This window comes from Kitasatospora sp. CMC57, from assembly GCF_045866025.2.
Lineage (GTDB): Bacteria > Actinomycetota > Actinomycetes > Streptomycetales > Streptomycetaceae > Kitasatospora.
On sequence record NZ_AP035881.2, the window covers coordinates 2834560 to 2858780 of the forward strand.

22 protein-coding genes and 1 tRNA gene are annotated in these 24221 nt (G+C 71.8%); 9 read left to right on the plus strand and 14 right to left on the minus strand.

The genetic code is table 11. From position 1 onward, the window contains the following. Positions 1 to 17 precede the first annotated feature (17 nt). Positions 18 to 815 carry a histidinol-phosphatase gene (gene hisN, locus ACKUU6_RS12425; RefSeq protein WP_407988564.1) on the plus strand — a complete coding sequence of 266 codons (798 nt, stop codon included), beginning with the start codon at positions 18 to 20 and terminating at the stop codon, positions 813 to 815. 91 nt (positions 816 to 906) lie between these two features. Here the strand turns inward: hisN and ACKUU6_RS12430 are convergent, their stop codons facing one another. Next, the gene (locus tag ACKUU6_RS12430) at positions 907 to 2385 is read right to left on the minus strand and encodes a catalase (RefSeq protein ID WP_407988565.1); all 1479 of its coding nucleotides are present in this window, start codon (positions 2383 to 2385) and stop codon (positions 907 to 909) included. A 117-nt stretch (positions 2386 to 2502) separates the two neighbouring features. Between ACKUU6_RS12430 and ACKUU6_RS12435 the strand changes: the two genes are divergently transcribed. Then, positions 2503 to 2913, plus strand: coding sequence for a Fur family transcriptional regulator (locus ACKUU6_RS12435; protein WP_407988566.1), 411 nt, complete (start codon positions 2503 to 2505; stop codon positions 2911 to 2913). Between the two features lie 126 nt (positions 2914 to 3039). Here the strand turns inward: ACKUU6_RS12435 and ACKUU6_RS12440 are convergent, their stop codons facing one another. From ACKUU6_RS12440 to ACKUU6_RS12450, 3 genes are all read right to left on the minus strand, one after another. Further along, a complete protein-coding gene (locus ACKUU6_RS12440; RefSeq protein WP_407988567.1) occupies positions 3040 to 4971 on the minus strand; it encodes a tetratricopeptide repeat protein in 1932 nt (643 codons plus the stop codon). Between the two features lie 338 nt (positions 4972 to 5309). After that, a tRNA-Met gene (locus ACKUU6_RS12445) sits at positions 5310 to 5383 on the minus strand. A gap of 98 nt (positions 5384 to 5481) precedes the next feature. Next, positions 5482 to 8376: a UPF0182 family protein gene (locus ACKUU6_RS12450; RefSeq protein WP_407992106.1), complete on the minus strand. Its 2895-nt coding sequence runs from the start codon at positions 8374 to 8376 to the stop codon at positions 5482 to 5484. Between the two features lie 162 nt (positions 8377 to 8538). On the opposite strand from ACKUU6_RS12450, the gene ACKUU6_RS12455 reads away from it, so the two are divergent. Then, entirely contained in the window at positions 8539 to 9099 is a 561-nt protein-coding gene (locus tag ACKUU6_RS12455) for a PPA1309 family protein (RefSeq protein ID WP_407988568.1), read from the plus strand. Between the two features lie 7 nt (positions 9100 to 9106). Here ACKUU6_RS12455 and ACKUU6_RS12460 read toward each other — a convergent pair whose 3' ends face one another. From ACKUU6_RS12460 to ACKUU6_RS12475, 4 genes are all read right to left on the minus strand, one after another. Continuing rightward, positions 9107 to 10189 (minus strand): PDZ domain-containing protein, encoded by a 1083-nt coding sequence (locus ACKUU6_RS12460; RefSeq protein WP_407988569.1) that lies wholly within the window; start codon positions 10187 to 10189, stop codon positions 9107 to 9109. A 43-nt stretch (positions 10190 to 10232) separates the two neighbouring features. Continuing rightward, a complete protein-coding gene (locus ACKUU6_RS12465) occupies positions 10233 to 10415 on the minus strand; it encodes a hypothetical protein (RefSeq protein WP_407988570.1) in 183 nt (60 codons plus the stop codon). Positions 10416 to 10566: 151 nt separating this feature from the next. After that, entirely contained in the window at positions 10567 to 11016 is a 450-nt protein-coding gene (locus ACKUU6_RS12470; RefSeq protein WP_407988571.1) for a molybdenum cofactor biosynthesis protein MoaE, read from the minus strand. A 154-nt stretch (positions 11017 to 11170) separates the two neighbouring features. Then, a complete protein-coding gene (locus ACKUU6_RS12475) occupies positions 11171 to 12319 on the minus strand; it encodes an NAD-dependent epimerase/dehydratase family protein (protein WP_407988572.1) in 1149 nt (382 codons plus the stop codon). A 180-nt stretch (positions 12320 to 12499) separates the two neighbouring features. On the opposite strand from ACKUU6_RS12475, the gene ACKUU6_RS12480 reads away from it, so the two are divergent. Both ACKUU6_RS12480 and ACKUU6_RS12485 read left to right on the plus strand, forming a co-directional pair. Continuing rightward, positions 12500 to 13969 (plus strand): zinc-dependent metalloprotease, encoded by a 1470-nt coding sequence (locus tag ACKUU6_RS12480; protein WP_407992107.1) that lies wholly within the window; start codon positions 12500 to 12502, stop codon positions 13967 to 13969. After that, entirely contained in the window at positions 13966 to 14538 is a 573-nt protein-coding gene (locus ACKUU6_RS12485; RefSeq protein ID WP_407988573.1) for an NUDIX hydrolase, read from the plus strand. Before ACKUU6_RS12480 ends, ACKUU6_RS12485 begins: the two co-directional genes overlap by 4 nt. 26 nt (positions 14539 to 14564) lie before the next feature. Here ACKUU6_RS12485 and ACKUU6_RS12490 read toward each other — a convergent pair whose 3' ends face one another. Further along, the gene (locus tag ACKUU6_RS12490; RefSeq protein WP_407988574.1) at positions 14565 to 15218 is read right to left on the minus strand and encodes a YgjP-like metallopeptidase domain-containing protein; all 654 of its coding nucleotides are present in this window, start codon (positions 15216 to 15218) and stop codon (positions 14565 to 14567) included. A gap of 204 nt (positions 15219 to 15422) precedes the next feature. On the opposite strand from ACKUU6_RS12490, the gene ACKUU6_RS12495 reads away from it, so the two are divergent. Together ACKUU6_RS12495 and ACKUU6_RS12500 are read left to right on the plus strand one after the other, a co-directional pair. Next, entirely contained in the window at positions 15423 to 16523 is a 1101-nt protein-coding gene (locus ACKUU6_RS12495; RefSeq protein WP_407992108.1) for a ThiF family adenylyltransferase, read from the plus strand. Between the two features lie 285 nt (positions 16524 to 16808). Further along, positions 16809 to 18161: an ABC1 kinase family protein gene (locus ACKUU6_RS12500; RefSeq protein WP_407988575.1), complete on the plus strand. Its 1353-nt coding sequence runs from the start codon at positions 16809 to 16811 to the stop codon at positions 18159 to 18161. Between the two features lie 96 nt (positions 18162 to 18257). Here ACKUU6_RS12500 and ACKUU6_RS12505 read toward each other — a convergent pair whose 3' ends face one another. The 4 genes from ACKUU6_RS12505 to ACKUU6_RS12520 form a co-directional block, all read right to left on the minus strand. Continuing rightward, positions 18258 to 18500, minus strand: coding sequence for a hypothetical protein (locus ACKUU6_RS12505; protein WP_407992109.1), 243 nt, complete (start codon positions 18498 to 18500; stop codon positions 18258 to 18260). Positions 18501 to 18649: 149 nt separating this feature from the next. Further along, positions 18650 to 19012 carry a WhiB family transcriptional regulator gene (locus tag ACKUU6_RS12510; protein ID WP_407988576.1) on the minus strand — a complete coding sequence of 121 codons (363 nt, stop codon included), beginning with the start codon at positions 19010 to 19012 and terminating at the stop codon, positions 18650 to 18652. Positions 19013 to 19176: 164 nt separating this feature from the next. Next, positions 19177 to 19605: a hypothetical protein gene (locus ACKUU6_RS12515; protein ID WP_407988577.1), complete on the minus strand. Its 429-nt coding sequence runs from the start codon at positions 19603 to 19605 to the stop codon at positions 19177 to 19179. Positions 19606 to 19877: 272 nt separating this feature from the next. Next, positions 19878 to 22148: an ATP-dependent DNA helicase UvrD2 gene (locus ACKUU6_RS12520; protein ID WP_407988578.1), complete on the minus strand. Its 2271-nt coding sequence runs from the start codon at positions 22146 to 22148 to the stop codon at positions 19878 to 19880. A gap of 157 nt (positions 22149 to 22305) precedes the next feature. Between ACKUU6_RS12520 and ACKUU6_RS12525 the strand changes: the two genes are divergently transcribed. Next, positions 22306 to 22563, plus strand: coding sequence for a mycoredoxin (locus ACKUU6_RS12525; RefSeq protein ID WP_350661091.1), 258 nt, complete (start codon positions 22306 to 22308; stop codon positions 22561 to 22563). A gap of 33 nt (positions 22564 to 22596) precedes the next feature. On the opposite strand, the gene ACKUU6_RS12530 is transcribed toward ACKUU6_RS12525, so the two are convergent. Then, positions 22597 to 23448, minus strand: coding sequence for a GntR family transcriptional regulator (locus ACKUU6_RS12530; RefSeq protein ID WP_407988579.1), 852 nt, complete (start codon positions 23446 to 23448; stop codon positions 22597 to 22599). 186 nt (positions 23449 to 23634) lie between these two features. Here ACKUU6_RS12530 and ACKUU6_RS12535 point away from each other — a divergent pair, with 186 nt between their 5' ends. After that, positions 23635 to 24129, plus strand: a complete 495-nt coding sequence (locus ACKUU6_RS12535; RefSeq protein ID WP_407988580.1) for an ATP-binding protein — start codon at positions 23635 to 23637, stop codon at positions 24127 to 24129. Positions 24130 to 24221 lie beyond the last annotated feature (92 nt).

A 24221-nucleotide genomic window follows, 5' to 3' on the forward strand; every position in this document is an offset into this window, starting at 1 on the left:
TCGCCTAGTGTTCGGGCATGGCCGATTACCACGACGATCTCCGACTCGCCCACGTCCTCGCCGACTCGGCCGACTCGATCACCATGGAGCGCTTCAAGGCGCTGGACCTCAAGGTCGAGACCAAGCCCGACCTGACCCCGGTGAGCGACGCGGACAAGGCCGCCGAGGAGCTGGTGCGCAGCGTGCTGCAGCGCGCCCGGCCGCGCGACGCGGTGCTCGGCGAGGAGTTCGGCCTCAAGGGTTCGGGGCCGCGCCGCTGGGTGATCGACCCGATCGACGGCACCAAGAACTACGTCCGGGGCGTCCCGGTCTGGGCCACGCTGATCTCGCTGCTCGAGGTCGGCCCGGACGGTGAGCAGCACCCGGTGGTCGGCATCGTCTCGGCCCCGGCCCTGCAACGCCGTTGGTGGGCCGCCAAGGGCCTGGGCGCGTACGCCGGCCGCAGCCTGGCCAAGGCGAGCCGGATCCACGTCTCCTCGGTCTCCCGGCTCGACGACGCCTCGCTCTCCTACTCCTCGCTCACCGGCTGGGAGGAGCGGGCCAGGCTGGACGCCTTCCTCGACCTCTCCCGCTCCTGCTGGCGCACCCGCGCGTACGGCGACTTCTGGTCGTACATGATGGTCGCCGAGGGCGCGGTGGACATCGCCGCCGAGCCCGAGCTGAGCCTCTGGGACATGGCCGCGCCGTGCATCGTGGTGCAGGAGGCCGGCGGCCGCTTCACCGGCCTGGACGGGATCGAAGGACCGAACGGCGCCGACGCGGTGGCCTCGAACGGCCTGCTGCACGACGAGACGCTGCGCAAGCTCAGCGTCTGACGCCCCGTATCGCCGTACGTCTGCGGACCCAACGGGTGCGGGGCCCCGATGACGACCGAACGTCTCCGGGGCCCCGCAGTCAGAGGTGCCGTTACTTCTGCTTGCGCAGCTCGCGGACGGCGTCCTCCAGGCGCTGACCGTAGTCGGCGTCGGCCTGGCGGAAGTTGTTGATCGCGCGCTCGACGATGTCGTCGCGGTCGGCCGAGACCTTGGCGATGAAGCCGGAGAGGTTGGCGATCAGGCGCTGCTTCTCCTCCTCCGTCATCAGGCGGTAGAGGTTGCCGGCCTGGACGAAGTCGTTGTCCTCGCTGTGCGAGGGCGCCTCGGTGGTGCCGGTGGTGCCGGTCACCGGCACGGCGGCCCAGAGCGGGCGGCCGGTCTCGACGGCACCGCCGAAGCTGTTCGGCTCGTAGTTCTTCGAGCGGCCGTGGCGGCCGTCGTAGAGGTGACCATCCCGGGCGTTGGTGCGCGCCTCGGTGGCGTGCGGGCGGTTCACCGGCAGGTGGTCGGCGTTGATGCCGACCCGGTAGCGGTGCGCGTCCGCGTAGGCGAACAGGCGGCCCTGGAGCATCTTGTCCGGCGACGGGCCGATGCCCGGCACGAAGTGGCCCGGGGAGAAGATCGACTGCTCGACCTCGGCGAAGACGTTGTCGGGGTTGCGGTTGAGCTCCAGCTTGCCGAACTCGACCAGCGGGTAGTCCGCGTGCGGCCAGACCTTGGTCAGGTCGAACGGGTTGAACCGGTAGTTCGCCGCGTCGGCCGCGGGCATGATCTGCACGCTGACCGTCCAGCTCGGGAAGTCACCGCGCTCGATCGACTCGCGCAGGTCGCGCTGGTGGCTGTCCGGGTCCTCGCCGGCCAGCTTGGCGGCCTCTTCGGCGGTGAGGTTCTTGATGCCCTGGTCGGTCTTGAAGTGGTACTTCACCCAGAAGTACTCGCCGGCCTCGTTCTGCCACTGGTAGGTGTGCGAGCCGAAGCCGTCCAGGTGCCGGTACGAGGCCGGGATGCCGCGGTCGCCGAACAGCCAGGTCACCTGGTGGGTCGACTCGGGCGAGAGGCCCCAGAAGTCCCAGACGTTGTCCGCCTCCTGCGAGCCGGTGTACGGGTCACGCTTCTGGGTGTGGATGAAGTCCGGGAACTTGATGGCGTCCTTGATGAAGAACACCGGGGTGTTGTTGCCGACGAGGTCGTAGTTCCCCTCCTCGGTGTAGAACTTCAGCGCGAAGCCGCGCGGGTCGCGGACGGCGTCGGCCGAGCCCAGGTTGCCCGCCACGGTGGAGAACCGCAGGAAGGTCTCGGTCTCCTTGCCGACCTCGGAGAGGAACGCGGCCCGGGTGTACGCGGTGACGTCACCGGTCACCGTGAAGGTGCCGTACGCGGCGGCACCACGGGCGTGCACCACGCGCTCCGGGATGCGCTCCCGGTTGAAGTGGGCGAGCTTCTCGAACAGCAGCTGGTCCTGGATCAGAGCCGGGCCGCCTATACCCGCGGTCTCGGTGTTCTGATTGTCGGCGACCGGGGCGCCGGCCTCCGTCGTCAGCGTGGGCCGCAGCTCGTCCTGGGTGGTCATGTCGGGATGCCTCCGCGTATCCGGTCGTACCGTGCCTAAGTATTGGCTTGATCCTAGCTTGGACTTTGTCTAAGTCAACACTGGAACCAAGTCGAGAACGTGGCTTACCCTGATCCCATGAGTGACCTGCTGGAACGACTTCGCGGACGCGGCTGGCGTCTGACCTCGCAGCGGCGTGTCGTGGCCGAGGTCCTCGACGGCGACCACGTCCACCTCACCGCCGACGAGGTGCACGCCCGCGCGGTCTCCGTTCTCCCCGAGATCAGCCGTGCCACGGTCTACAACACGCTCGGCGAGATGGTCTCCCTCGGCGAGGTCATGGAGGTCGCCACCGACGGCCGCGCCAAGCGCTACGACCCCAACGCCCGCCACGCCCACCAGCACCTCATCTGCTCCGGCTGCGGCTCGATCCGCGACGTCCACCCCCAGGGTGACCTGATCGCCGCGCTGCCGGCAGCGGAACGCTTCGGCTTTGTCATCTCGGGCGCGGAGATCACCTACCGCGGCCTCTGCCCTACCTGCTCCTAGATACGAGGAGAGCCGGCGTTCGGTTCACTGCGAAAGTGCTCGACCTCGTACGCACGTCGAGCGCTCCTGATGTGCGGCGCCGCCCGCGCGGCGGAGCCGCACATCAGCAGAGCCCCGGGCCCCCGGTTATGCGCTGAGCTCCGCGTGCAGCGCACCGAGCAGTCGCGAAGCCCGTTCCGTCACCTCGGCGGGGCCGGCGTCGGCGGCCCGGCGGCACCAGTTCTCCGCCTGCACCGGCTCCCCCCGTCGGAGGGCGAGCAGCGCGAGCCGGAGCGCGGCCCGCCCGTGCCCGGCGTCGGCGGCCCGGGTGTACCAGACCATCGCCTCCGCCTCCTCGTCCTGACGGGCCAACAGCAGCCCGAGGTTGAACGCGGCGCTACGGCTCCCCGCCTCCGCCGCCCGCCGGTACCAGCTCTCGGCGATCTCCAGCGCACCGCGCTCCGCGGCCCTGACCCCCATCCGGACCTGCGCGCGCCGGTGCCCGGCGTCGGCCGCGACCGCGTACCAGTGCTCGGCCTCGTCGTCCGCGTCACCGCGCCGGTCCAGCAGCGAGGCCAGCCGGAAGGCGCCCTCCGCCGAGGCGCCCGCCGCCGCCTGCCGGTAGCGCTCCAGCGCGCCGGTCAGCTGCCCGCGCTGCTCCAGCGCCACGGCCAGCTGCAACGCGGCCTCGCCGTGCCCCTCGGCCGCAGCGCGCGCGTACCACTCGTGCGCCTGCTGCAGCTCCCCGCGCCCGGCGTGCAGAACCCCCAGGTTGAACGCCCCGTCAACGCTCCCCGCTTCGGCGGCCTTCGAGAACCACGGTTCCGCCCCCGACTCATCGCCGCGCTGGAGCAGCACGACGGCCAGCGCGTTGCACGCCTCCCGGTGTCCGGCGTACGCCGCGCGCCGGTACCACTGCTCGGCCTGCGCCTCGCGCCCGGCGCTCGCACAGAGCAGGCCCAGGTTGAAGGCGCCGTTCTGGTCGCCCGCCTCCAGCGCCGCCCGGTACCACCGCTCGGCGTCCGCGGCCTCCCCGCGCCCGGCGTGCAGCGCGCCGAGCGCATTGGCGGCGTTGCCGTCGCCCGCCTCGGCGGCCTCCTGCCACCACTCGGCGGCAGCCGTCAGGTCACCCGCATCGCGGTGCAGAAAGCCCAGCGCGCACGCCGCGCGCGGCTCGCCGTTCTGCGCCGCCTGCCGGTACCAGCGCGCGGCGTCGTCCAGGTCGCCACGGTCCTCCAGCAGCACCCCGAGCCGCAGCCCCGCGCGGGCGTGGCTGCGCGCGGCGGCGGTCCGGTACCAGGTCTCGGCGGTGTCCTTGTCGCCCGCCGCCTCACGCATCCGGGCCAGCCGGTACGCGGCCTCCCGGTGGCCCGCGTCGGCGGCCACCTTGAACCAGCGCTCGGCCCGCACGTCGCGCCGGTGCTCCATCAGATCGCCCAGCGCGTACGCCCCGAGGGGGTGACCGTGCTCGGCGGCGAAGTGCAGCCAGTACTCGGCGGCCTCCTCCTCGCCCTGGTCGCGCAGTTGCAGCCCGAGCGCGTGCGCGGCCGGGGCGGAGCCCGCCACCGCGGCCTGGCGCCACCACTGGGCGGCCTCGGCCCGGTGGCCGCGCGTGTGCAGCAGGACGCCCAGGTTGTTGGCGGCGGCCCGCAGCCCGGCGGCCGCGCCGGTGCGCAGGTACGGTTCGGCGTCCGCCAGGTCACCCCGGCGGAGCAGCAGCGCACCGAGCTGGCTGGCGGCGTTCGGGTCGCCCTGGTCGGCCGCCTGACGGTGCCTCGACTCCAGGGCGGCCTGCTCGCGGGCGGCCAGCGCGGTCTCGAAGCTGTCCTGCTCGGGCGTGGGCTCGACGGCGGACTGCGGGCCGTAGCTGCCGGCCGCGGGCGCGAACTGACGCGCGGACACCCGGACCAGGCTGTCGGGGCCGTACCCGGCGTCGGTCCGGCTGACGGTCAGTCCGCTGGTCCGCTGGGCGGGCAGCGCCGCGGCGGTCTCCTCGCTCTGCGCCCATGCCTCGGTGTCGGCCGCCCCCGCGCCCGCCTTGCCCCCACTGCCCGGATCGTTCCTGCCGATCAGCTTCATGCCGACTCCCGCTCCCCCCGAGTGCTGCTGCACCCGCCGGGGACGTGTCGGATTCGGCGCTGACGACGACTCCCCTTGGCCAAGGGAGTCAACTGCCGTACGGCGTCCCCCATGTGGTCCATCGTCGCATCACCCGCAACCCGCGTACACCTGCCCCGGCCAGGTTTTGGCGGGGCGGGCCGAAGCCCGGCGAGATTGCTTCAGCGCTTTGTCGATTTCCCGACACTTGACCCCCACAAACCCCGGGCACGCATCGTACCGGAGTGGACCATGGTGAGCGCCCTGAATAAGGAAGCACCGAAGGCCCGGAGAAGAATCTCCGGGCCTTCGGTTCAGAGTAGCGGGGACAGGATTTGAACCTGCGACCTCTGGGTTATGAGCCCAGCGAGCTACCGAGCTGCTCCACCCCGCGTCGTTGTGTCCCAACCATAACACGGGGGTGGAGCAGCTCGTTAACCGCCGGACGTCGGCCGTACCTCAGCCGTGCCTCGGCCGGCCGTCGTCCGACCGTCAGCCGGTCTTCTGCTGGCCGGCCGCCGCAGCGGCCTCCAGCGCGGCCTTGAGCGCCTTCTGCGCCTCGCCGTACTTGGCCCAGTCGCCCGCCTTCTGGGCCGCCTCGCCGTCGTTGAACGCCTTCTGGGCGTCCGCGATGGCCTTGGCCTGGTCGGCGTTGACCGTCCCCGGCGTGGTCGGGGTGGTGGGCGTGGTCGGCGTGGTGCCCGGGGTGGTGGGCACCGTCGGCGTGGTCGGAGTCACCGTGGTGGCGTTGCCGAGCACCTTCTTGAGCGCCTCCTCCAGGGTGTTCTCGAAGGCCACGTTGTCGTTGCCGTACACCGCGAGCACCTTCTGCAACACCGGGTAGTCGGCGCCGCGCCCGCGCACGTAGACCGGCTCCACGTTGAGCAGACCGCCGCCGACCGGGAGGGTCAGCAGGTTGCCGTACTCGATGTCGGAGTCGCCACCGATCTTCAACGTGTTGAGCTTGTTGGCCACGTCGGTGTTCGAGTTGAACTGCGACTGCACCAGCTTGGGGCCGAGGGTGTTGGAGTCACCGGGCACCTTGAGGATGCGGATCTTCCCGTACTCGGGCCCCGGGTCCGCGCTGACCGCCATGAAGGCCGCCAGGTTGTCCCGCCTGCTGGGCACGAAGGTGGTGGTCAGCGAGAAGCTCGCCTGGGTCACCGCCGGGTCGGGCATCCGGACCGTCATGTAGTACGGCGGCTGTACCGCACCGGAGTTGGTGGTCGGGTCCACCGGGACCTGCCAGATGTCGGTGCCGTTGAAGAAGGAGTTGGCGTCCGTCATGTGGTACTGGCCGAGCAGGTCGCGCTGCACCTTGAACATGTCCTGCGGGTAGCGCAGGTGCGGCACCAGGGTGGTCGGGATGTCGGCCTTGGCCTTGACCGTGCCGGGGAACGCCTTCATCCAGGTCTTCAGCACCGGGTCGGCGTCGTCCCACTGGTAGAGCGTCACCTCGCCGGTGTAGGCGTCCACGGTCGCCTTCACCGAGTTCCGGATGTAGTTGACCTTGTTGACCGAGGTGAGCGTGCGCCCGCGCTGGTCGGTCAGCGAGTCCTTGGTGACGTCGCCCAGGGTGGTCTTGGAGGCGAACGGGTAACCGTCCGAGGTGGTGTAGCCGTCCAGCACCCAGACCAGCTTGCCGTCCTGCACCACCGGGTACGGGTCGGCGTCGATCGAGAGCCAGGGCGCGACCTTCTCCACCCGCTCCTTGGGCGTCCGGTCGTAGATCACCTTGGCGCCGTCGGTGATGGCACCCGCGTACAGGATCTGCGGCTCGGCGAAGCGCACCGCGTACGCGGCCCGGGTGAACGCGTTGTTCAGCGAGACGCCGCTGTCGCCGGTGTACTTGTACTGCTTGTCACCGGCGTCGGTGGAGTAGTCGATCTCCTGGTTGGTGCCGCCGACGATGGAGTAGGTCTTGGTCTCCTCGCCGTAGTAGATCCGCTGCTGGTAGTCGCCCAGCGCGCCGGTGGACGGCAGACCCGACTCGGTGAAGACCGGCTGGCCCTTGTCGTTGACCTGGTTGCCCTTGGCCGAGACGACGCCGTAGCCGTGGGTGTACTTGAAGTGGTCGTTGATCCAGTTCCGCTGCTGCACCCCGGTGAGGTTCAGCTCGCGCAGACCGATCACGGTGTCCTGGCCGCCGACCTGGCCGTTGTTGTACCGGTCCACGTCCAGCGTCTTCGGGAACTTGTAGTACGAGCGCTGCTGCTCGATCTGCTGGAAGGTCGGCGAGACCACATTGGGGTCCAGCAGGCGGATGTCCGCGATGGTCTGCGCGTCCGCCTTCAGCGCGTCGCCGTTGGTGGTCGCCTTCGGTGCGTACTGCTGGGTCTGGCTGTCCGCGATGCCGTACGCCTGCCTGGTGGCGTCGATGTTCTTCTGGATGTACGGCGTCTCCTTGGCCTGCTCGTTCGGCTTGACCTGGAACTGCTGCACGATCGCCGGGTACAGCCCGCCGATCAGCACCGCCGAGAGCGCCATCAGCCCGAAGCCGATCAGGGCCGGGGCCCAGGTCTTCCGGATCGGGGTGAGGAAGAACAGCGCCGCGCAGATGATCGCGACGAAGAACAGGATGGTCTTGGCCGGCAGGAACGCGTTGGCGTCCACGTACCGCAGGCCGGTCCAGCCGTCCACGCCCTTGTACGCACCGGACTTGACCGCCAGCGCGTACCGGTCCAGCCAGTACGCGGCCGCCTTCAGCAGCACGAACAGGCCCAGCAGCACGGCCAGATGACCCTGGGCGCCGGAGCTCGCCTTCCGCCCCGGGCCCTGCAGCCGCAGGCCGCCGTACAGGTAGTGCACGACCACCGAGGCCAGCAGCGAGACGATCACCGCGCTGAACGCGAAGCCGAGCAGGAACTCGTACCAGGGCAGCTCGAAGGCGTAGAACGAGACGTCCAGGTGGAACTGACTGTCCTTCACCCCGAACGGCGTCTCGTTGGTCCAGAGCATCCACGTCCGCCACTGCCCGGCCGCCGCCGCCCCGGCCACCAGGCCGACCAGCAGCGCGACCGCGAGCAGCAGCCACTTCTTGTACGGGGCGATGCCCATCCGGTAGCGGTCCAGGCTCTGCTGCTCGACCGACATCGCGGCCAGCGGCGGCCGCAACCGGTACGCCAGCCAGACGTTGAGGCCGACCACCAGTGCCATCACCAGGCCGAAGACGGCGAACAGGCCGACCTTGGTCCAGAGCTGGGCGGAGAAGACGGAGGAGTAGCGGACCGATTTGAACCAGAGCCAGTCGGTCCACAGCCCCGCGAACATCACGAACAGCAGGAAGAGCACCGCCAGCACGCCTGCGGTCAGCAGGAGCACTCGGGTGCGCCGGGAAGGCGGGCCGACTCTGGCACGGAAGCCCGGGCCTCCCGGGCGGTCCGGCATCTGGAATACCAAGGTGGCACCTCTGCTGTGTCGTGTGGGTCGGTCTGGTCCGGTCTCCTGTGCAACTTAATCGGTCTTTACCTGAGTTCCCACGGTTCACCACGAGTTCGCCCTCCGCCCCGGCTGAACCGGCCGGGACGCCGCGCATGTGAGGATTGGGGCATGTCCGATGCACTTGATGCCCTGGCCGGCGGCAAGCCGCCCGCCGCCTCCCCGCTCACCCGCGCCGCGCTGGAGATCGACGAGTACGCCGCCACCCTCGGCTGGGACCTGCCGACCCGGCTGTTCGCCCTGGTGGACAGCGCCGCGCTGCGCAAGCAGGACCCGAAGCTGGCCAAGCAGCTGGGCCTGACCGACGAGAAGCCCGGCGACCTCACCGTGATCGAGCAGGACGAGCTGCCCGCCGGGATGGAGCTGGACAAGTTCCTCGGCACCATCGCCTGGCCGGACCAGGTGGTCGGCTGCGCGCTGGTGGTGGAGCGTCAGATGCTCCCGCCGGGCGCCGAGCACAGCCGCCCGAAGAACGCCACCGAGGCGCAGCTCGCCGACTGGGCGGCCAACCACCCGGCCCGCGAGGAGGTCCGGATCACCGCGGCCGTGCTGCGCGACGGCAAGAAGGAGATCGCGCTGCGGCTGCGCTCCAAGGACGTCGCCCGCGAGGTGCTGACCGGCCCCGACCTGGTGCCCGGCCTGACCGAGGCGCTGCTCGCCACCTTCTCCTGAGCGACCGTCAGCCGGTGGTGCAGGCCGGCAGCGCCGCGCCCTGACCGGCGCGGATCAGCTCCAGCGACTTGAGCGCACCGTCCAGGGTCTCCGTCTTCACCAGGCGGAGGCCCTCCGGCGTGGCCTTGGCCGCCTCGGCGCAGTTGTCGGCCGGGGTGAAGAAGTACTCGGCGCCCTTGTCCCTGGCCGCGATCAGCTTCATCGAGATGCCACCGATCGGGCCGACCTTGCCGTCGTCGCTGATCGTACCCGTGCCCGCGACGAACTTGCCGGCCGTGAGGTCGGTCGGGGTCAGCTTGTCCACGATGCCGAGCGAGAACATCAGACCGGCGCTCGGGCCGCCGACGTCCTGCAGCCCGATGTCGATCTTGAACGGGTAGGTGTGCTCGACGTCCGGCCTGATGCCGACCACGGCGCGGTTCCCCTCCGCCGCCTTTCCGGTCACCACCGGCACCTGCACCTCGTCGGCCGCCGTCGCGGCGGCCCCGGCGCGGTCCTTCGGTACGACGGTGAAGACCGCCGTATCGCCCGGCTGGTGCTTGGTCACCGACTCGGCCACCTGCTCGGCCGTGGTCACCTTGGTGCCGTCCACCGCGACGATCCGGTCCCCCGCGTGCAGCTTGCCCTCGGACGGGCCGCCGGCCACCACGGACTTGACCACCACCTGGGTGCCGACCGGGATGCCGAGCTGGTTGAGCGCGGCGGTCTTGGCACTGTCCTCGGAGGACGCGAACTCCTCCGCGTTCTGCTGCTGCGCCTCCTGATCGGTCTGACCCTCCGGGTAAACGTTCTCGCGCGGCACCACCAGCACGTCGCCGCGCAGCCAGCCGATCACCGCCGACACCAGGCTGGGCTCGTACTTGGCCCCGGTCACCTGAACGGTCGTCATGTTGAGGTGGCCACTGGTCGGGTACGTCTCGTGCCCGGTGATCTGGATCACCGGCCTCCCGTCGTCCTCCTGCGTCCCGAGCGTGTTGTACGTCGGGCCCGGGCTCATCTCCGTGTACGGCACCTTCATCAGGACCGACGCACAGAGCAGTGCTATGAGCAGCAGGGTGGCGGCGAGCATCGTCGCGGAGCGGCGTGGCATGGGACCGACAGTACGGGACGGGGCCGTCACCGCGCCGCCCGGGCTACCGCTTCCCCGGCTCCCCCGGAGCGCTCGTGCTGCGCTCCATCGCGGCCCTGAACCGCTGGTGCTCGGCCAGCGAGGCCGGGTCGCCGGTGGCCCTCGGGGTACGGGCGGCCCAGCCGGCCCAGAGCATGGCGGCCAGTGCCGCCACCACAGGAATGATCAACCAGGCGAGCGCAGCCATGTCCGTACTCCCAGCTCGTCGTTCGTATGAGCAGATTAACCACTCGGCAGCCCAACGGGCGCACCGCCGTACGGGTTACGGCGCGGCGAATTCGCTCACCACTGAGAAGTATTCGTATGACCGGATGCCACCGAACGGGTCCGACGGAGGATCAGCAGGAGCCCGCGCCGACCCACTCCTCCTCGCCATCGGAGAAGATCTGGTGCTTCCAGATCGGCACCTCGTGCTTGAGGTCGTCGATCAGCCGACGGGCCGCCGCGAAGGCCTCGCCCCGGTGCGGGCAGGAGACCGCGACGATCACGGCCTTGTCGGTGATGTCCAGCCGACCGATCCGGTGCACCGCCGCGAGCGCCCGGACCGGGAACTCGGCGACGATCTTCTCGGCGATCCGCCGCATCTCCTGCTCGGCGCTCGGGTGGGCGCTGTACTCCAGCGCGGTCACCGACTTGCCGCCGTCGTGGTCGCGCACCGTGCCGACGAAGACCGTGGTGCCGCCGGCCGCGTCGTCGCCGACCGCCTCGTACACCTCGTCCAGCGAGAGCGGGGTCTCGCGGATGGCCAGCAGGCGGATGGGGTCGTGGTTCTCGGACATGCTCACCATGATTCCTCATCCCCCGGGGTCCGCGACAAGAGCTTTCCGCATCACGATTGGGCCATTCCGCGAAGCGGAAAAGGCGCGGCCTCACTCCGGGCGCAGCAAGCGCGGACCAACAGGCGCACGATTGCTGCCGCGCGCCCTCGTACCGGACCCTCCGTCAGATCCGGCGGCTCTTCCGGGCCCGCCGGACCAGGGCCGCCGTGCCGATCAGCGCCACCGTGGCACCCGCCGCACCCAGGCTGGTCGCGGCCTCCTTGCCGCCCAGCCGCCGCCCGGCCACCGCGTGCTTGCCCGCGACCTGCGCCAGCAACTCGCCGAGAACCTGCTCATTGGTGTGCGCGGGCCGCCAGCCCGCCTCGTACAGCCGGCTCCCGGAAACCACCCAGGGGTACATCGTGTAGGCCAGGTCCCCCGCCGGGGCCGGGGTCAGGCCCAGTCGGTGCAGCCGGGCCGCCGTGCCCAGCGCGAGCGCGGCCGGCAGCTCCATCCGGCGGATGCCGGACAGCTGCTCCACGTCCTCCTGCTCCAGCCAGCCGTCGCAGCCGACCGTCACCTCACCCTCGACCAGGCCGAGCGTCGCGTACTCCAGCGCCACCGCCAGGTCGTCCACGTGACAGAACTGCCAGCACGGCCGGGACCCGGCCACCACCAGCAGCCGGGGTGCCTCGAAGTGCCTGGTCAGCACGGTGTCCACGCCCGGGCCCACCACCACGGCCGGACGCAGCACGGTGACCTGCAACCCCGGGTGCGCCCGGGGCGCGCGACGGGCCAGCCGCTCGATCTCCAGCAGGTCACCGACCAGCGACGCCTCCTCGGTCGCCCGCAGCTCGGCCGACTCGGCGAGCGGCACCTCGTTGTCCGGCAGCGCGCCGTAGACCATCGCCGAGGTGCAGAGCACCACCCGGCTCACCCCGGCCGCCGCGGCGGCGGTCAGGACGGTCTGCGCGCCCCGCACGTTGTACGCGCTGCGGGCCCGTGGGTCGGTCTCCATGCCCAGGTCCATCGCCAGGTGCACCACCACGTCCACTCCGGTCAGCCGCTCGGCCACCGCCGGGTCGCGGACGTCCAGCACCCGCCACTGCACGCCGGGGACCTCCCCGCGCCGGTCGTCCAGCGCGAGCACCTTGCGCACTCCTGGGGAGCCGACCAGGCGGGCGGCGACCCGTTCGCCGAGCACCCCCGCGGCGCCGGTGACGGCCACGGTCAGCGGCTTGCCGCCGTAGGCTGGAGACGGCGAACCCGCGGCAGCTGGGGCGTCCTCACCTCCGGTCAGCCCAGAGCGAACGTCCGAAGGCGGGGAACTCACCGGCCATCCTCCACGGTTAGCTTATGTGCGTACGTACGAGTGTCACGTACCGACCATCCTGCCCGAGGCGCGGCCCCGGCGGTGCACCCGGCGCGATCGGGCCGCGCTGCCGACGCCCGTTCCGGGCACGCAGACCCCCGCCACACCACGCGCGTGACGGCCGATCAGATCGAGGACCCCGTGAGCGACCTTCCCTTCGGATTCGGCGTTCCTCCCGAGGAGCCCGAGGACGGCAAGGCCAAGCGCGACAAGGAGAACAAGGACGAGAGCGCCGAGCCCACGCCGCCGCAGCCGTTCGGTTTCGGCGGGGCCAACCCGTTCGGTGCGCTGTTCGGCATGGGCGGTCCCGGCACTCCCGGCGGGGCTGCGGGCGACAATCCGTTCGGGGCGATGCTGGGCGGTCTCAATCCCAACGACCTCGGCGCGGCGTTCCAGCAACTCGGCCAGATGCTCTCCTTCGACGGCGGCCCGGTCAACTGGGACCTGGCCCGGGACATCGCCCGGCAGACCGTGGTCGCCGAGCAGGCCGAGGGGAAGACCAAGGACCGCTCGGTGAGCGCCACCGAGCGGTCGGCCGTCGCCGAGGCGGTCCGGCTGGCCGACCTCTGGCTGGACTCCGTCACCGAGTTCCCGTCCGGTGCGGGCACCGCCGTGGCGTGGAGCCGGGCCGAGTGGATCGAGGCCACCCTGCCGGTCTGGAAGGACCTGGTCGACCCGGTCGCCGAGCGGGTCGGCAACGCCATGGGCGGTGTGCTGCCCGAGGAGATGCAGGCGATGGCCGGGCCGCTGATGGGCATGATGCGCTCGATGGGCGGCGCGATGTTCGGCACCCAGATCGGCCAGGCGCTCGGGGCGCTGGCCGCCGAGGTGGTCGGCTCCACCGACGTCGGCCTGCCGCTCGCCCCGGCCGGCAAGGCCGCCCTGCTGCCGCAGAACGTCGCCGAGTTCGGCGAGGGCCTGAGCGTGCCCGCCGAGGAGGTCCGGCTCTACCTGGCCCTGCGCGAGGCCGCCCACCAGCGGCTGTTCGCCCACGTGCCGTGGCTGCGGGCCCACCTGTTCGGCGCGGTCGAGGCGTACGCGCGCGGCATCAAGGTGGACACCTCGCGGATGGAGGAGCTGGTCGGCCAGCTCGACCCGTCCAACCCCGAGGCGCTCCAGGATGCGCTGGCCAACGGCCTGCTGCAGCCCGAGGACACCCCGGAGCAGAAGGCCGCGCTGGCCCGTCTGGAGACCGCGCTCGCCCTGGTCGAGGGCTGGGTCGACGCGGTCGTCCACGCCGCCGCCGAACCGCACCTGCCGCAGGCCGGGGCGCTCCGCGAGACCGTCCGCCGCCGCCGCGCGGCCGGCGGCCCGGCCGAGCAGACCTTCGCCACCCTGGTCGGCCTGGAGCTCCGCCCGCGCCGCCTCCGGGACGCCTCCCGGCTCTGGGCCTCGCTCGCCGACGCCCGGGGCGTCGACGGCCGGGACGCGCTCTGGGAGCACCCCGACATGCTGCCCACCGCCGCAGACCTGGACGACCCGGACGGCTTCGTGCACCGCGGCTCGGGCGACGGCGCCGAGGGCGGCATCGACTTCACCGAGCTCGACAAGCTGCTCGGCGAGGCCGCCAAGGGCAAGACCGACGACGAGGACGGGGAGCCCGGCAAGTGACCGTGCTGCACGCCGACGCGATCCGCACGCTGAGCACCTGGTCGGTGGCCGACCCCGGTCAGGACCGGCTCAGGCTCGACTACCTCGGCCACCTGGCCGACCGCCCCGACGGCATGTGGCGGTCCTGCCTGCCCGCTCACATCACCGCCAGCGCGGTGGTGGTGGACCCCTCGGCCGGGCGGGTGCTGCTGACGCTGCATCCGAAGGTCGGCCGCTGGCTGCAGATGGGCGGGCACTGCGAGCCCGGTGACGGGACGCTGGCCGCCGCCGCGCTGCGCGAGGCCACCGAGGAGTCCGGCATCCCGGACCTCGAACTGCTCACCGTCGACGGCGCACCCGTCCCGGTCAAGCTGGACCGGCACCAGGTCCGCTGCACCGGCAAGGACCGGCCGGAGAACACCCACCTGGACGTCCAGTACGTCGCGCTGGCGCCGGCCGGAGCGGAGGCACTGATCAGCGAGGAGTCGCTGGACCTGCGCTGGTTCGACTACGACCACCTGCCGGAGCTGACCGACGGGTCTGTGCGCGAACTGGTCTCGCTGGCCCGGAATCTGACCGAGGGTCGATAGTTCTCTTGGCCGTGCCGCCGTAGCGGTCAGTCGCAGCTTCGGGCATGCGGCAGGTGTGCCGCGGCGGCCACACCCTCCAGGTACCCGCGGGCCCTCTCGGTCCGCGGGTAGGACGCCAGCAGCGCCCAGAAATCCGGGCCGTGGCTCGGCTCCAGCAGGTGCGCCAGCTCGTGCAGCAGCACGTAGTCGACCACGTACTCGGGCATCCCCTGCAGCCGGTGCGAGAGCCGGATGCTCCCCTCGGCCGGGGTGCAGGATCCCCAGCGCGAATTCTGGTTGGTCACCCAGCGGACCACGGCGGGCCGGGCCCGCCCGCCGAGGTACTCGGCCGACAGCCGGGCGGCCCGGCGGATCAGCGCGTCGTCCCCGAGCACCTTGCGGCTCTCCTGGGCGGCCAGCCTGTCGAGCATCCGGTCCACCCAGCGGCGCTCCTCGGCCTGCGACATCCGGGCCGGGATCAGCACCACCGTCCGGTCGCCCTCGCGGTATGCGGAGACCGTACGGCTGCGGCGGGCGCTGCGCCGGACCTCGACCGCGCTCCGGTCCTGAGGCGGCAGCGCCACCGGCTCACCTGGCTCGCGCGCCGGGGCGCGCGTGACGGGCGTCGCGGCTCCCGACCCGGACGTGGCCCGGGCACGACGGGGCGACGCCTGAGCAGGGACATCCCGTTCGACCGCCATGCCCGCGAGGCTACCCGCTGCCCCTGACAGACAAGCCCGGGCGGCCGCTGCCGACGACGGCCAGAGTTATCCACAGGCTGTGCAGAACGATCGTCGGACAAGCGCCCGGAACCTGTGGACAGCGCTCAGCGCGGTGGGCTCGGGATCAGGCATGCTTCCACTAGCCCGCCGTACCCGCTCCGACCGGAGGCCGCCGTGCGCCCGATGGTGAAGCCCGCACTCTCGCGTCTGTGGCGCGACAACGACACCCTGCAGTTCGGCACCGTCCGGCAGCACGCCCGGGTGGTGGAGCAGGTCAGCCAACCCGTCGCCGCCTTCCTGGAACTCCTCGACGGCAGCCGGGAGCGGCCCGCCCTGTTGGAGGCGGGCGAGCGGCTCGGGCTCGGCCGGGAGGTCACCGAGCAGCTGCTCGGCTCACTCGAGCAGGGCGGCCTGCTGGACGACGCCGAGGCCGGCCTGGCCGTGTTCGACAGCTATCCGAAGGCCCGTCAGGAGCTGCTCGCGCCCGACCTGGCCTCGCTCTCCCTGGTCCACCCGGATCCCGGCGAGGCCCCCGCCGTGCTCCGGGGCCGGGCCGCCGCCCGGGTGGAGATCCACGGGGCCGGGCGGGTCGGCGCCGCCGTCGGGGCGGTGCTCGCCGCCGGGGGCGTCGGCGGCGTCACGCTGACCGACCAGGGCCGGGTCACCGGACGGGACTGCTCACCCGCCGGCTACCCGCCGACCGACATCGGACGACTCCGGGCCACCGCCGCCCGGGAGGTGGTGCACCGGGCCTCCGGTGCCGCCACCGGCGAGCGGCAGCGCACCCCACGGGCCGAGGAGCAGCCACCGCCCGCCCTGGTGGTGCTGGCGCCCCGGGACGGCGCCGGCGCCTTCACCGGCGTCGCCGCCGAGGCTCACCGCCTGATGCGGGCCGGGGTGCCTCATCTGTACGTCGGGGTGCTGGAGCACCTGGGCATCGTCGGCCCCCTGGTACTGCCCGGCGCCTCGGCCTGCGGCTCCTGCGCCACCCTCACCCGCCGCGACGAGGACGAGGCCTGGCCCCGGCTGCTCGCCCAACTCGGCGCCGAAGGACCAGGCCGTCCCCGCGCTCCGGCCTGCGACAGCGCCCTCGCCACCACCGTCGCCGGCCTGGCCGCCCTGCACGTCGAGCTCTACCTGGACGGCGTCCGGCCACCCAGCGTGGACGGCTGGTGCGAGGTCTCCGCCGCAGACGGAATGACCCGCCGCCTCCGCCTCCCCACCCACCCCTCCTGCGGCTGCACCTGGCCCTCGGGGCCGCCCGAGCAGCGGCAGGGGATGTAGGGCCGGTCCGGCGGATCCTGTCGGCCGGCCAGGCCCCGAGTTGCGAAGGTGCGGGCAACCCCGGCCGGGCCGGATCGGGGAGCGGGCACAATGGCCAGTGACACGACCTGCGGGTGGGATTCGGAGCTGGGAGGCCTGGGGTGAGCGATCTTCCGCACAAGGCGGTGGCGCGGACGGTACGGCCCGCGGTGGGGCGCCGACGGCGACGCCGGGTCACCGCGGTCCGCAGCACGACACGGGCTACGGGCTGCGGCAACGCCGGCCGCACCGCTCGGGGGGCAGCTCATGTCTGAGATCCCGCGCAAGGCCGTCTCCCGCACCGCCCGGCTCGCCGCTCTGCCCCTGAGCTTCGCCGGCCGGGCGACTCTCGGGCTGGGCAAGCGTCTCGGCGGCCGTCCCGCGGACGAGGTCACGGCGGAGCTGCAGCAGCAGACCGCCGACCAGCTCTTCGCCACCCTGGGCAAACTCAAGGGCGGGGCGATGAAGTTCGGACAGGTGCTGTCCGTCTTCGAGGCCGCGCTGCCCGAGGAGGTGGCCGGGCCCTACCGGGCCGCCCTGACCAAGCTCCAGGACGCGGCGCCGCCGATGCCCGCCGCCAAGGTGCACGCCGTGCTGACCGAGCGGCTCGGGCCGGACTGGCGGAAGAGGTTCCGCTCCTTCGACGACCGCCCGGCGGCCGCCGCCTCGATCGGCCAGGTGCACCGCGCGGTCTGGCACGACGGCCGGGTGGTGGCCGTCAAGATCCAGTACCCGGGAGCGGGTGACGCGCTGCTCTCGGACCTGGCCCAGCTCAGCCGGGTGGCCTGGCTGCTCGGCCCGCTGATCCCCGGGCTCGACATCAAGCCGCTGATCACCGAGCTGCGCTCACGGGTCACGGAGGAGCTGGACTACGAGCTGGAGGCGGCGGCCCAGCGGCGGCACGCCGAGGAGTTCGCCGACGACCCGGACATCACGGTGCCCGACGTGGTGGCCCAAGCCGACCAGATCCTGGTCAGCGAGTGGCTGGACGGCACCCCACTGTCCGAGGTGATCACCAACGGCACCCAGCAGGAGCGCGACCGGGCGGGGCAACTGCTGGCCCGCTTCCTGTTCGCCGGCCCGTCCCGGACGGGGCTGCTGCACGCCGACCCGCACCCCGGTAACTTCCGGCTGATCAAGGACGAGGGCCCGGTCGAGGGCTGGCGGCTCGGCGTGCTGGACTTCGGCACCGTCGACCGGCTCCCGGAGGGCCTGCCCGCCCCGATCGGCAACGCGCTCCGGATGGCGCTGGCCGGCGACGCCGACGGCGTGCTGGACATGCTCCGCGAGGAGGGCTTCGTCAGGCCCTCGATCGAGCTGGACCCCACGGCGGTGCTCGACTACCTGCTCCCGATCATCGAGCCGGTCACGGTGGAGACCTTCCACTTCACCCGGCCCTGGATGCGGGCCCAGGCGGCCCGGATCGCCGACCCGCGCTCGCCCGCGTACAACCTCGGGAAGCAGCTCAATCTGCCGCCCGCGTACCTGCTGATCCACCGGGTCACCCTGAGCACTATCGGCGTGCTCTGCCAACTCGGCGCCAACGCGCCGTTCCGGGCCGAGATGCTGGACTGGCTGCCCGGCTTCGCCGAGCCGGTGGACGAGCCGACCGGAAGCTGACGACCGGTCAGGAGACGCCGCACGCGACGATGGCCGCCCCACTGCTGTGGGGCGGCCATCGTCGTCACGGGGGTGGTGCTGTCACTCCGTCAGGTCTCACATCAGGGCGACGGCGAGCGCCTTGCGGGCTCGCAGCGAAGCGCGTTCGGCCCGCCGCACCAGCTTGGCGGCCCGAGCGACTCGCTCGCCCACCCGTTGGTGCTCGGCCTCCTGGAGGCGTTCCTGCATATGGGCGCGGGCCAGGGTTTCTTGCATGAGTTGCATCTCGCGGGTCCTGTTCTGGATCAGAAGTTCTTTGGTCTGCTCGAGGCGGACGGTCTGCTTGGCGGCGGCGGTCATGAGGTGGTCCTGCTCGTGGTGCGTGCTCGGAAACGGACGGGAGTTGGCTGCATCGGCCTTGGCGGCCGCGATGCGGACCGAGTTGCGCAGTGCGCTGCCCAGCGGGGGCTGCTCACCCCGACGGACGGTCACCGCACCGGACACGGCGTTCACGCCGCGACCTCGGTCTTGCGCGGACGGCCCCGCGGCCGCTTCCGGGCAACCACGACACCCTGCACGAAGAGCTCGCCACCCCACACGCCCCACGGCTCGCGCCGCTCCAGCGCGCCCGTCAGGCACGCGTCCTTGACCGGGCAGGTGCCGCACAGCGACTTCGCGTACTCGACGTCCGCCGGGGTCTCGGCGAAGAAGACCTCCGGGTCGAAGGCGCGGCACGGGATGGGCTGGCCGTTGACCTCGGCCCCGTCGATCGCGGTGAGCTGCATGAGAGATACCTCCGGTGGGTCGGCCTGGTCGGCCTTGGTGATGTCTGTCGGTACGGACGGGAGTGGCGGTGTGATGACCGTGGACACTGGCGTCTTCCTCGTCTTCTGCTGTGGATCCGGCCAGCTGGCTGGTGGGGCGGGCCGGAGGTCCCGGAGGACCTGGGTGGGTCTGACGTACCGGACAAAACAAGAGGGCCGCGAATCCCGGTGTAGACGGGTTCCGCGGCCCTGGAGGCTCGACCTGAGGCGACTCAGGTTTGATCTCTCCAGGGTTCAGGGCCGCGGAAGGCCCACATCCGGACGGCCTTGGCAGCCCCCAGGGCGGCCATGGCCTTCATCTGCTTCTCATCCTGCTGCTCGGCGGCTCCGGCATCGCCGACCAGCTGCGCGTAGTCGCCATGCTTGGCGGCCGCTACTGCTGCCTTCGATGCCTGGAGCGGTCGGTCGCTGCGAATCTCGCGGCCGCCGCCGAACGTCGTCCCGGTGAGGGACAGACCCGTCTCGACGGAGGTGCCGAAGATGCCGTTGCCCAGCCCATTAACGGGCAGGCCACTGACAACGCCGGAGACACCGGTGCCGTTGAGACCCGGACCGTTCAGGCTGCCGACCTGCGAGGGAACGCACGAGGGCATGGCGATGACGGTCCGGCCAGTCAGGTTGGTGATCATCTTGGTTTCCACTGTCTTCGCCTCCTCTCGGCGCTCGCGGTGCCTGGTCTCCCGGGCCCCGATGTTCGGATGTTGGTCGGTGGTGCAGGTGGTGCGGTGGCGCTGGGTGCAGAACTGCTGGGAACTGCGCGTGACGCCGGGCAGGCGCGCGAAAGTGAGACCCTCGCGGCCTTGCGATCTCGTCCCCTTGACCGCTCCGGCAGGCTATTGCGCGGTGTGTACGGCGCGCAAACTATTTTTACGGCGAGTTTCGAAGAGCGCCCTGGGCGGCTCTCGGGAGCGGCTCAGGCCGACTCCTCCGACTCCCCCTGAGTCTCGTCGAGGGGTTCGTCCGTGGACTCGTCCACGGGCTCCTCCCCGGCACACAACGACAACACGGCGGCCCCGTATTTGTCCAGCTTCATCGCGCCCACACCGGAGATCACGGCCAACTCGCGCTCGCTGGCCGGCACGTCCTCGGCGATCGCCATCAGGGTCGCGTCGGTGAAGACCACGTAGGCGGGCGCACCCTGCTTCTTGGCCTGCACCGACCGCCACTCGCGCAGGCGCTCGTACAGCGCCTCGTCCATGTTGGACGGGCAGCTCTCGCAGCGGCGGAGCTTGCGCTCGACCGCGTCGGTCAGGGTGCGGTCGCAGACCCGGCACTTGACCGGGCCGCGCACCTTGCGGGCGGCGGACCGCTCGGCGCCGAACTCGACGCCGCCGCGACCGCCCTTGGTGCGGGCGCCCGAGGCGCTGGAGCCGGGCCGCAGGCCGTCCAGGAAGCGGGTGGGCTTTCGGCTCGGCCGGCCGCCCGGGGAGCGGGAGAGCGCCCAGGAGAGCGACAGGTGCAGCCGGGCGCGGGTGACGCCGACGTAGAGCAGCCGGCGCTCCTCCTCGATCTGTTCGTCGGTCTTGGCGTAGATGATCGGCAGCGTGCCCTCGGTCAGGCCGACCAGGAAGACCGCGTCCCACTCCAGCCCCTTCGCGGCGTGCAGCGAGGCGAGCGTGACGCCCTCGACGGCGGGGGCGTGCTGGGCCGCCGCGCGCGCGTCCAGTTCACCCACGTACGCCCCCAGGTCGGTGGCCTGACCGGCCGTCAGCCGGGCCGCCTCGAACTCCTCGGCGAGCCGGACCAGGGCGGCCAGCGACTCCCAGCGTTCGCGCACCGTGCCCGAACCGGCGGGCGGTGCGGGGGTGAAGCCGCGGCTGGCCAGCACCGCACGGACCTGACCGGCCAGATCGGGCGCGTCGGCGGTGAGCGGGTCGGAGCCGGCCCGGGCCGCGCCGCGCAGCAGCATCACCGCGTCGCGGACCTCGGGGCGCTCGAAGAACCGCTCGGCACCCTTGAGCTGGTACGAGATGCCCAGGTCGGCGAGCGCCTGCTCGTAGACCTCGGACTGGCTGTTGATCCGGAACAGCACCGCGATCTCGCTGGCCCGGACGCCCCTGGCGAGCAGCCCCTTGATCTCCCGGGCGGTGGTCTCGGCCTCGGTCGGCTCGTCGACGTACTCGGCGTAGACCGGCTCGGGACCGGCCTCGCGCTGCGAGATGAGCTCCAGCCGGTGCTGGGCGGCCTGCCCGCTCGCCTTGGCCAGCAGGCCGTTGGCCAGGTGCACCACCTGGGGGGTGGAGCGGTAGTCCCTGACCAGCTTGACCACGGTGGCCTCGGGGTGCCGGGCCCGGAAGTTGAGCAGGTAGTCGGGGGTGGCGCCGGTGAACGAGTAGATCGTCTGGCTGGCGTCACCGACCACGCAGAGGCTGGCGCCGCCGCCCGTCCACTGGTCCAGCAGGCGCTGCTGGAGCGGCGAGACGTCCTGGTACTCGTCCACCGTGAAGTGCCGGTACTGGGCCCTGACCTGGCCGGCGATCTCCGGTCGGTCCTCCAGGATCGCGGCGGTGAGCAGCAGCACGTCCTCGAAGTCAATCACGCCGCGGTCGCGCTTGGACTGCTCGTAGGTGGCGTAGACCCGGGCGATCTCGGCCGGGTCGCGCGGGGCCTCGCGGCCGGCCTTGAGCACGGCGGCGGGGTAGTCGTCCGGAACGATCTGGGTGACCTTGGCCCACTCGATCTCACTGGTCAGGTCGCGCAGCTCGGTGCGCTGGACCCGGAGGCCGCTGCGCCCTGCCGCCTCGGCGACCAGCTGCACCTTGCGCTCCAGCAGCCGGGGCACCTCGCCGCCGATCGCGCGCGGCCAGAAGTACTGGAGCTGGCGGAGCGCGGCGGAGTGGAACGTCCGCGCCTGCACGCCCTCGGCGCCGAGCTGGCGCAGCCGCCCGCGCATCTCCCCGGCGGCGCGGGCGGTGAAGGTGACCGCGAGCACCTGCTGCGGTTGGTAGACGCCGCTGCGCACGCCGTAGGCGATCCGGTGGGTGATCGCCCTGGTCTTGCCGGTGCCCGCGCCCGCGAGGACGCAGACCGGGCCGTGCAGGGCCGTGGCGACGGCGCGCTGCTCAGGATCGAGCCCGGCGAGCACCGCGTCGGCGCCGCTGGGCGCCGGATCGCCGTAGGCGGCGCCGTAGGGGGTGTCGTACCGGTCGGGGAGACCCGAGAGCTCTTCCTGCATGCCGTCCATCCTCGCAGGACGGACGGACGATCCGGTCCGGGTTGTCCACAGGCCCCGCCCGCTCAACGGATAATCGGCCCGCCGACCGGCGCGCGCGGAATGTTCCGCTGCCGCCGCGACGTTGTCGGCTCAGACCGTACGCCCCCTCCCGAAGGAGTCCACCGCCATGTCCGGCAGCGTCACGATGTACAGCACGACCTGGTGCGGGTACTGCAACCGGCTGAAGAGCCAGCTGGATCGCGAGGGCATCGGCTACGACGTGATCAACATCGAGGAGGACCCGGCCTCGGCCTCCTACGTCGAGTCGGTCAACAACGGCAACCAGGTGGTGCCGACCGTGATCGTCAAGCCGGTCAACGGCGGCGAGCAGGTCGTCATGACGAACCCGAGCCTCCGTCAGGTGCAGGCCGCGCTGGCCGGCTGACGGAACCCGCCGCCGAAGCCTTCTGACCGGGCGTCAGAACCCGTGGCTCCGCTCCTCCCGGGGCGGGGCCACCGGCGTCTCCGGCATCGGCCTGGCCCCCAGCTCGCCGAGCCCGTAGACCAGTCGGCAGCGGTCCGCCGAGTACCGGGTCTCGATCACCCGGACCGGCCCGCGCGCGTCGTAACCGACCCGGGTCTGCACCAGCAGCGGGGCGCCGGGGCCGCCCTGGAACCAGGCCGCCTCCTCCGGGCCCGGCATCCGCGAGACCAGGTGGTCCACCGCGCCGATCTCGGTCCGGCCGAGCGCGGCGAGCACCTCCTCGTCCCCGCCCGGCACCGGGTCGGGCTCCATCAGCGGGGTGCCGGCCGCCAGCCCGGCCCGGTAGTGGCTCTCCTCGATCGAGTACGGCTCGCGGTCCAGCAGCCGGAGCTGACGGCGCACCACCACCGCCTCGCCGGGCCGCAGGCCGAGCCGCTCGGCGATGTCCTCCCTGGCCCGGACGATCAGCATCTCGAAGTCGACCGTGAGCCGTCGCCCGGCCGCCCTGGCCTCCCTGGCGTACACCTCGGTCGGCGCCGCCAGGCAGTCCCGCTGCCCGGGCAGCTGACCCGGCAGCAGGGCCGGGCCGTACACCCGGTGGTCCAGCACCGGGTGCTCCTTGAGGTACGTGCCCTTGCCCTGCAGCCGGACCAGGCGGCCTTCGTTGACGAGCACGTCGACCGCGAGCCGGACGGTGTTCCTGGCGACGCCGTACTGCTGCTCCAGCTCGGTCTCGACCGGCAGTGGCGAGTCGCCCCGCCACTCCCCGGCGGCGATCCGGCGGCGCAGATCGGCGGCGAGTCGTTGGTACTTCGGTGATTGGGTACTGCCCCGAGGAATTGTCACCCGAGTGAATGTAGCGATCCGGCTTGCGCCATTTCAGCGAAACCGGCCAATATTGGCCGAGATCGGGGAACTCGGTATTGACCCCGACCAGGTCGTTCGCAGTCGCCCGGCGGCTCTCCGGTCTTGGCAAAGCCCTGACCGGCGAGTCGCATCCAGCCACGTACACCCGGGGGCGGAGCCATGCCCGTGACCAGTACCGCGCGCCACTTCAAGGCGCGGCCGATCAATCTTCCACACACCGGGGCCGCCGGTGCCGACCATCGCCCTGGACGGGCCCTGGAGGCGGCCGACCGGGGCGCCTGGTCCGCCACCGCGAGCTTCCCGCCGCAGCCGCACAACGTGGCCAGGGCCCGGCAGCTGACCCGTACGGCCCTGGCCGCCTGGGGTGCCACCGAGCTCACCGACAGCGCCGAGCTGCTGATGTCCGAGCTGGTCACCAACGCGCTGCGGCACGGCCGGGGCGCGGTGTCGATCACGTTGGCGCTGACCGACCGCACGCTGCAGATCTCGGTGGCGGACTTCGGGCGCAGCCTGCCGGAGGCCAGGGAGGCGGCCGACGAGGACAGCCACGGCCGCGGCCTGGCCATCGTCGGCGCCCTCTGCACCGACTGGTCGGTCACCACCCGGCTGACCGGAAAGACCGTCAGCTGTTGGCTGGAAGTCGGCCCGAAGAACGACTGAGCGGATATTTTCGAATTCGGTCGAAAATAGCCGGACAGCGGAATCATGAGAGAAGAAAGGGGCGTACGGCAATAAGCCGCACGCCCCTTTTC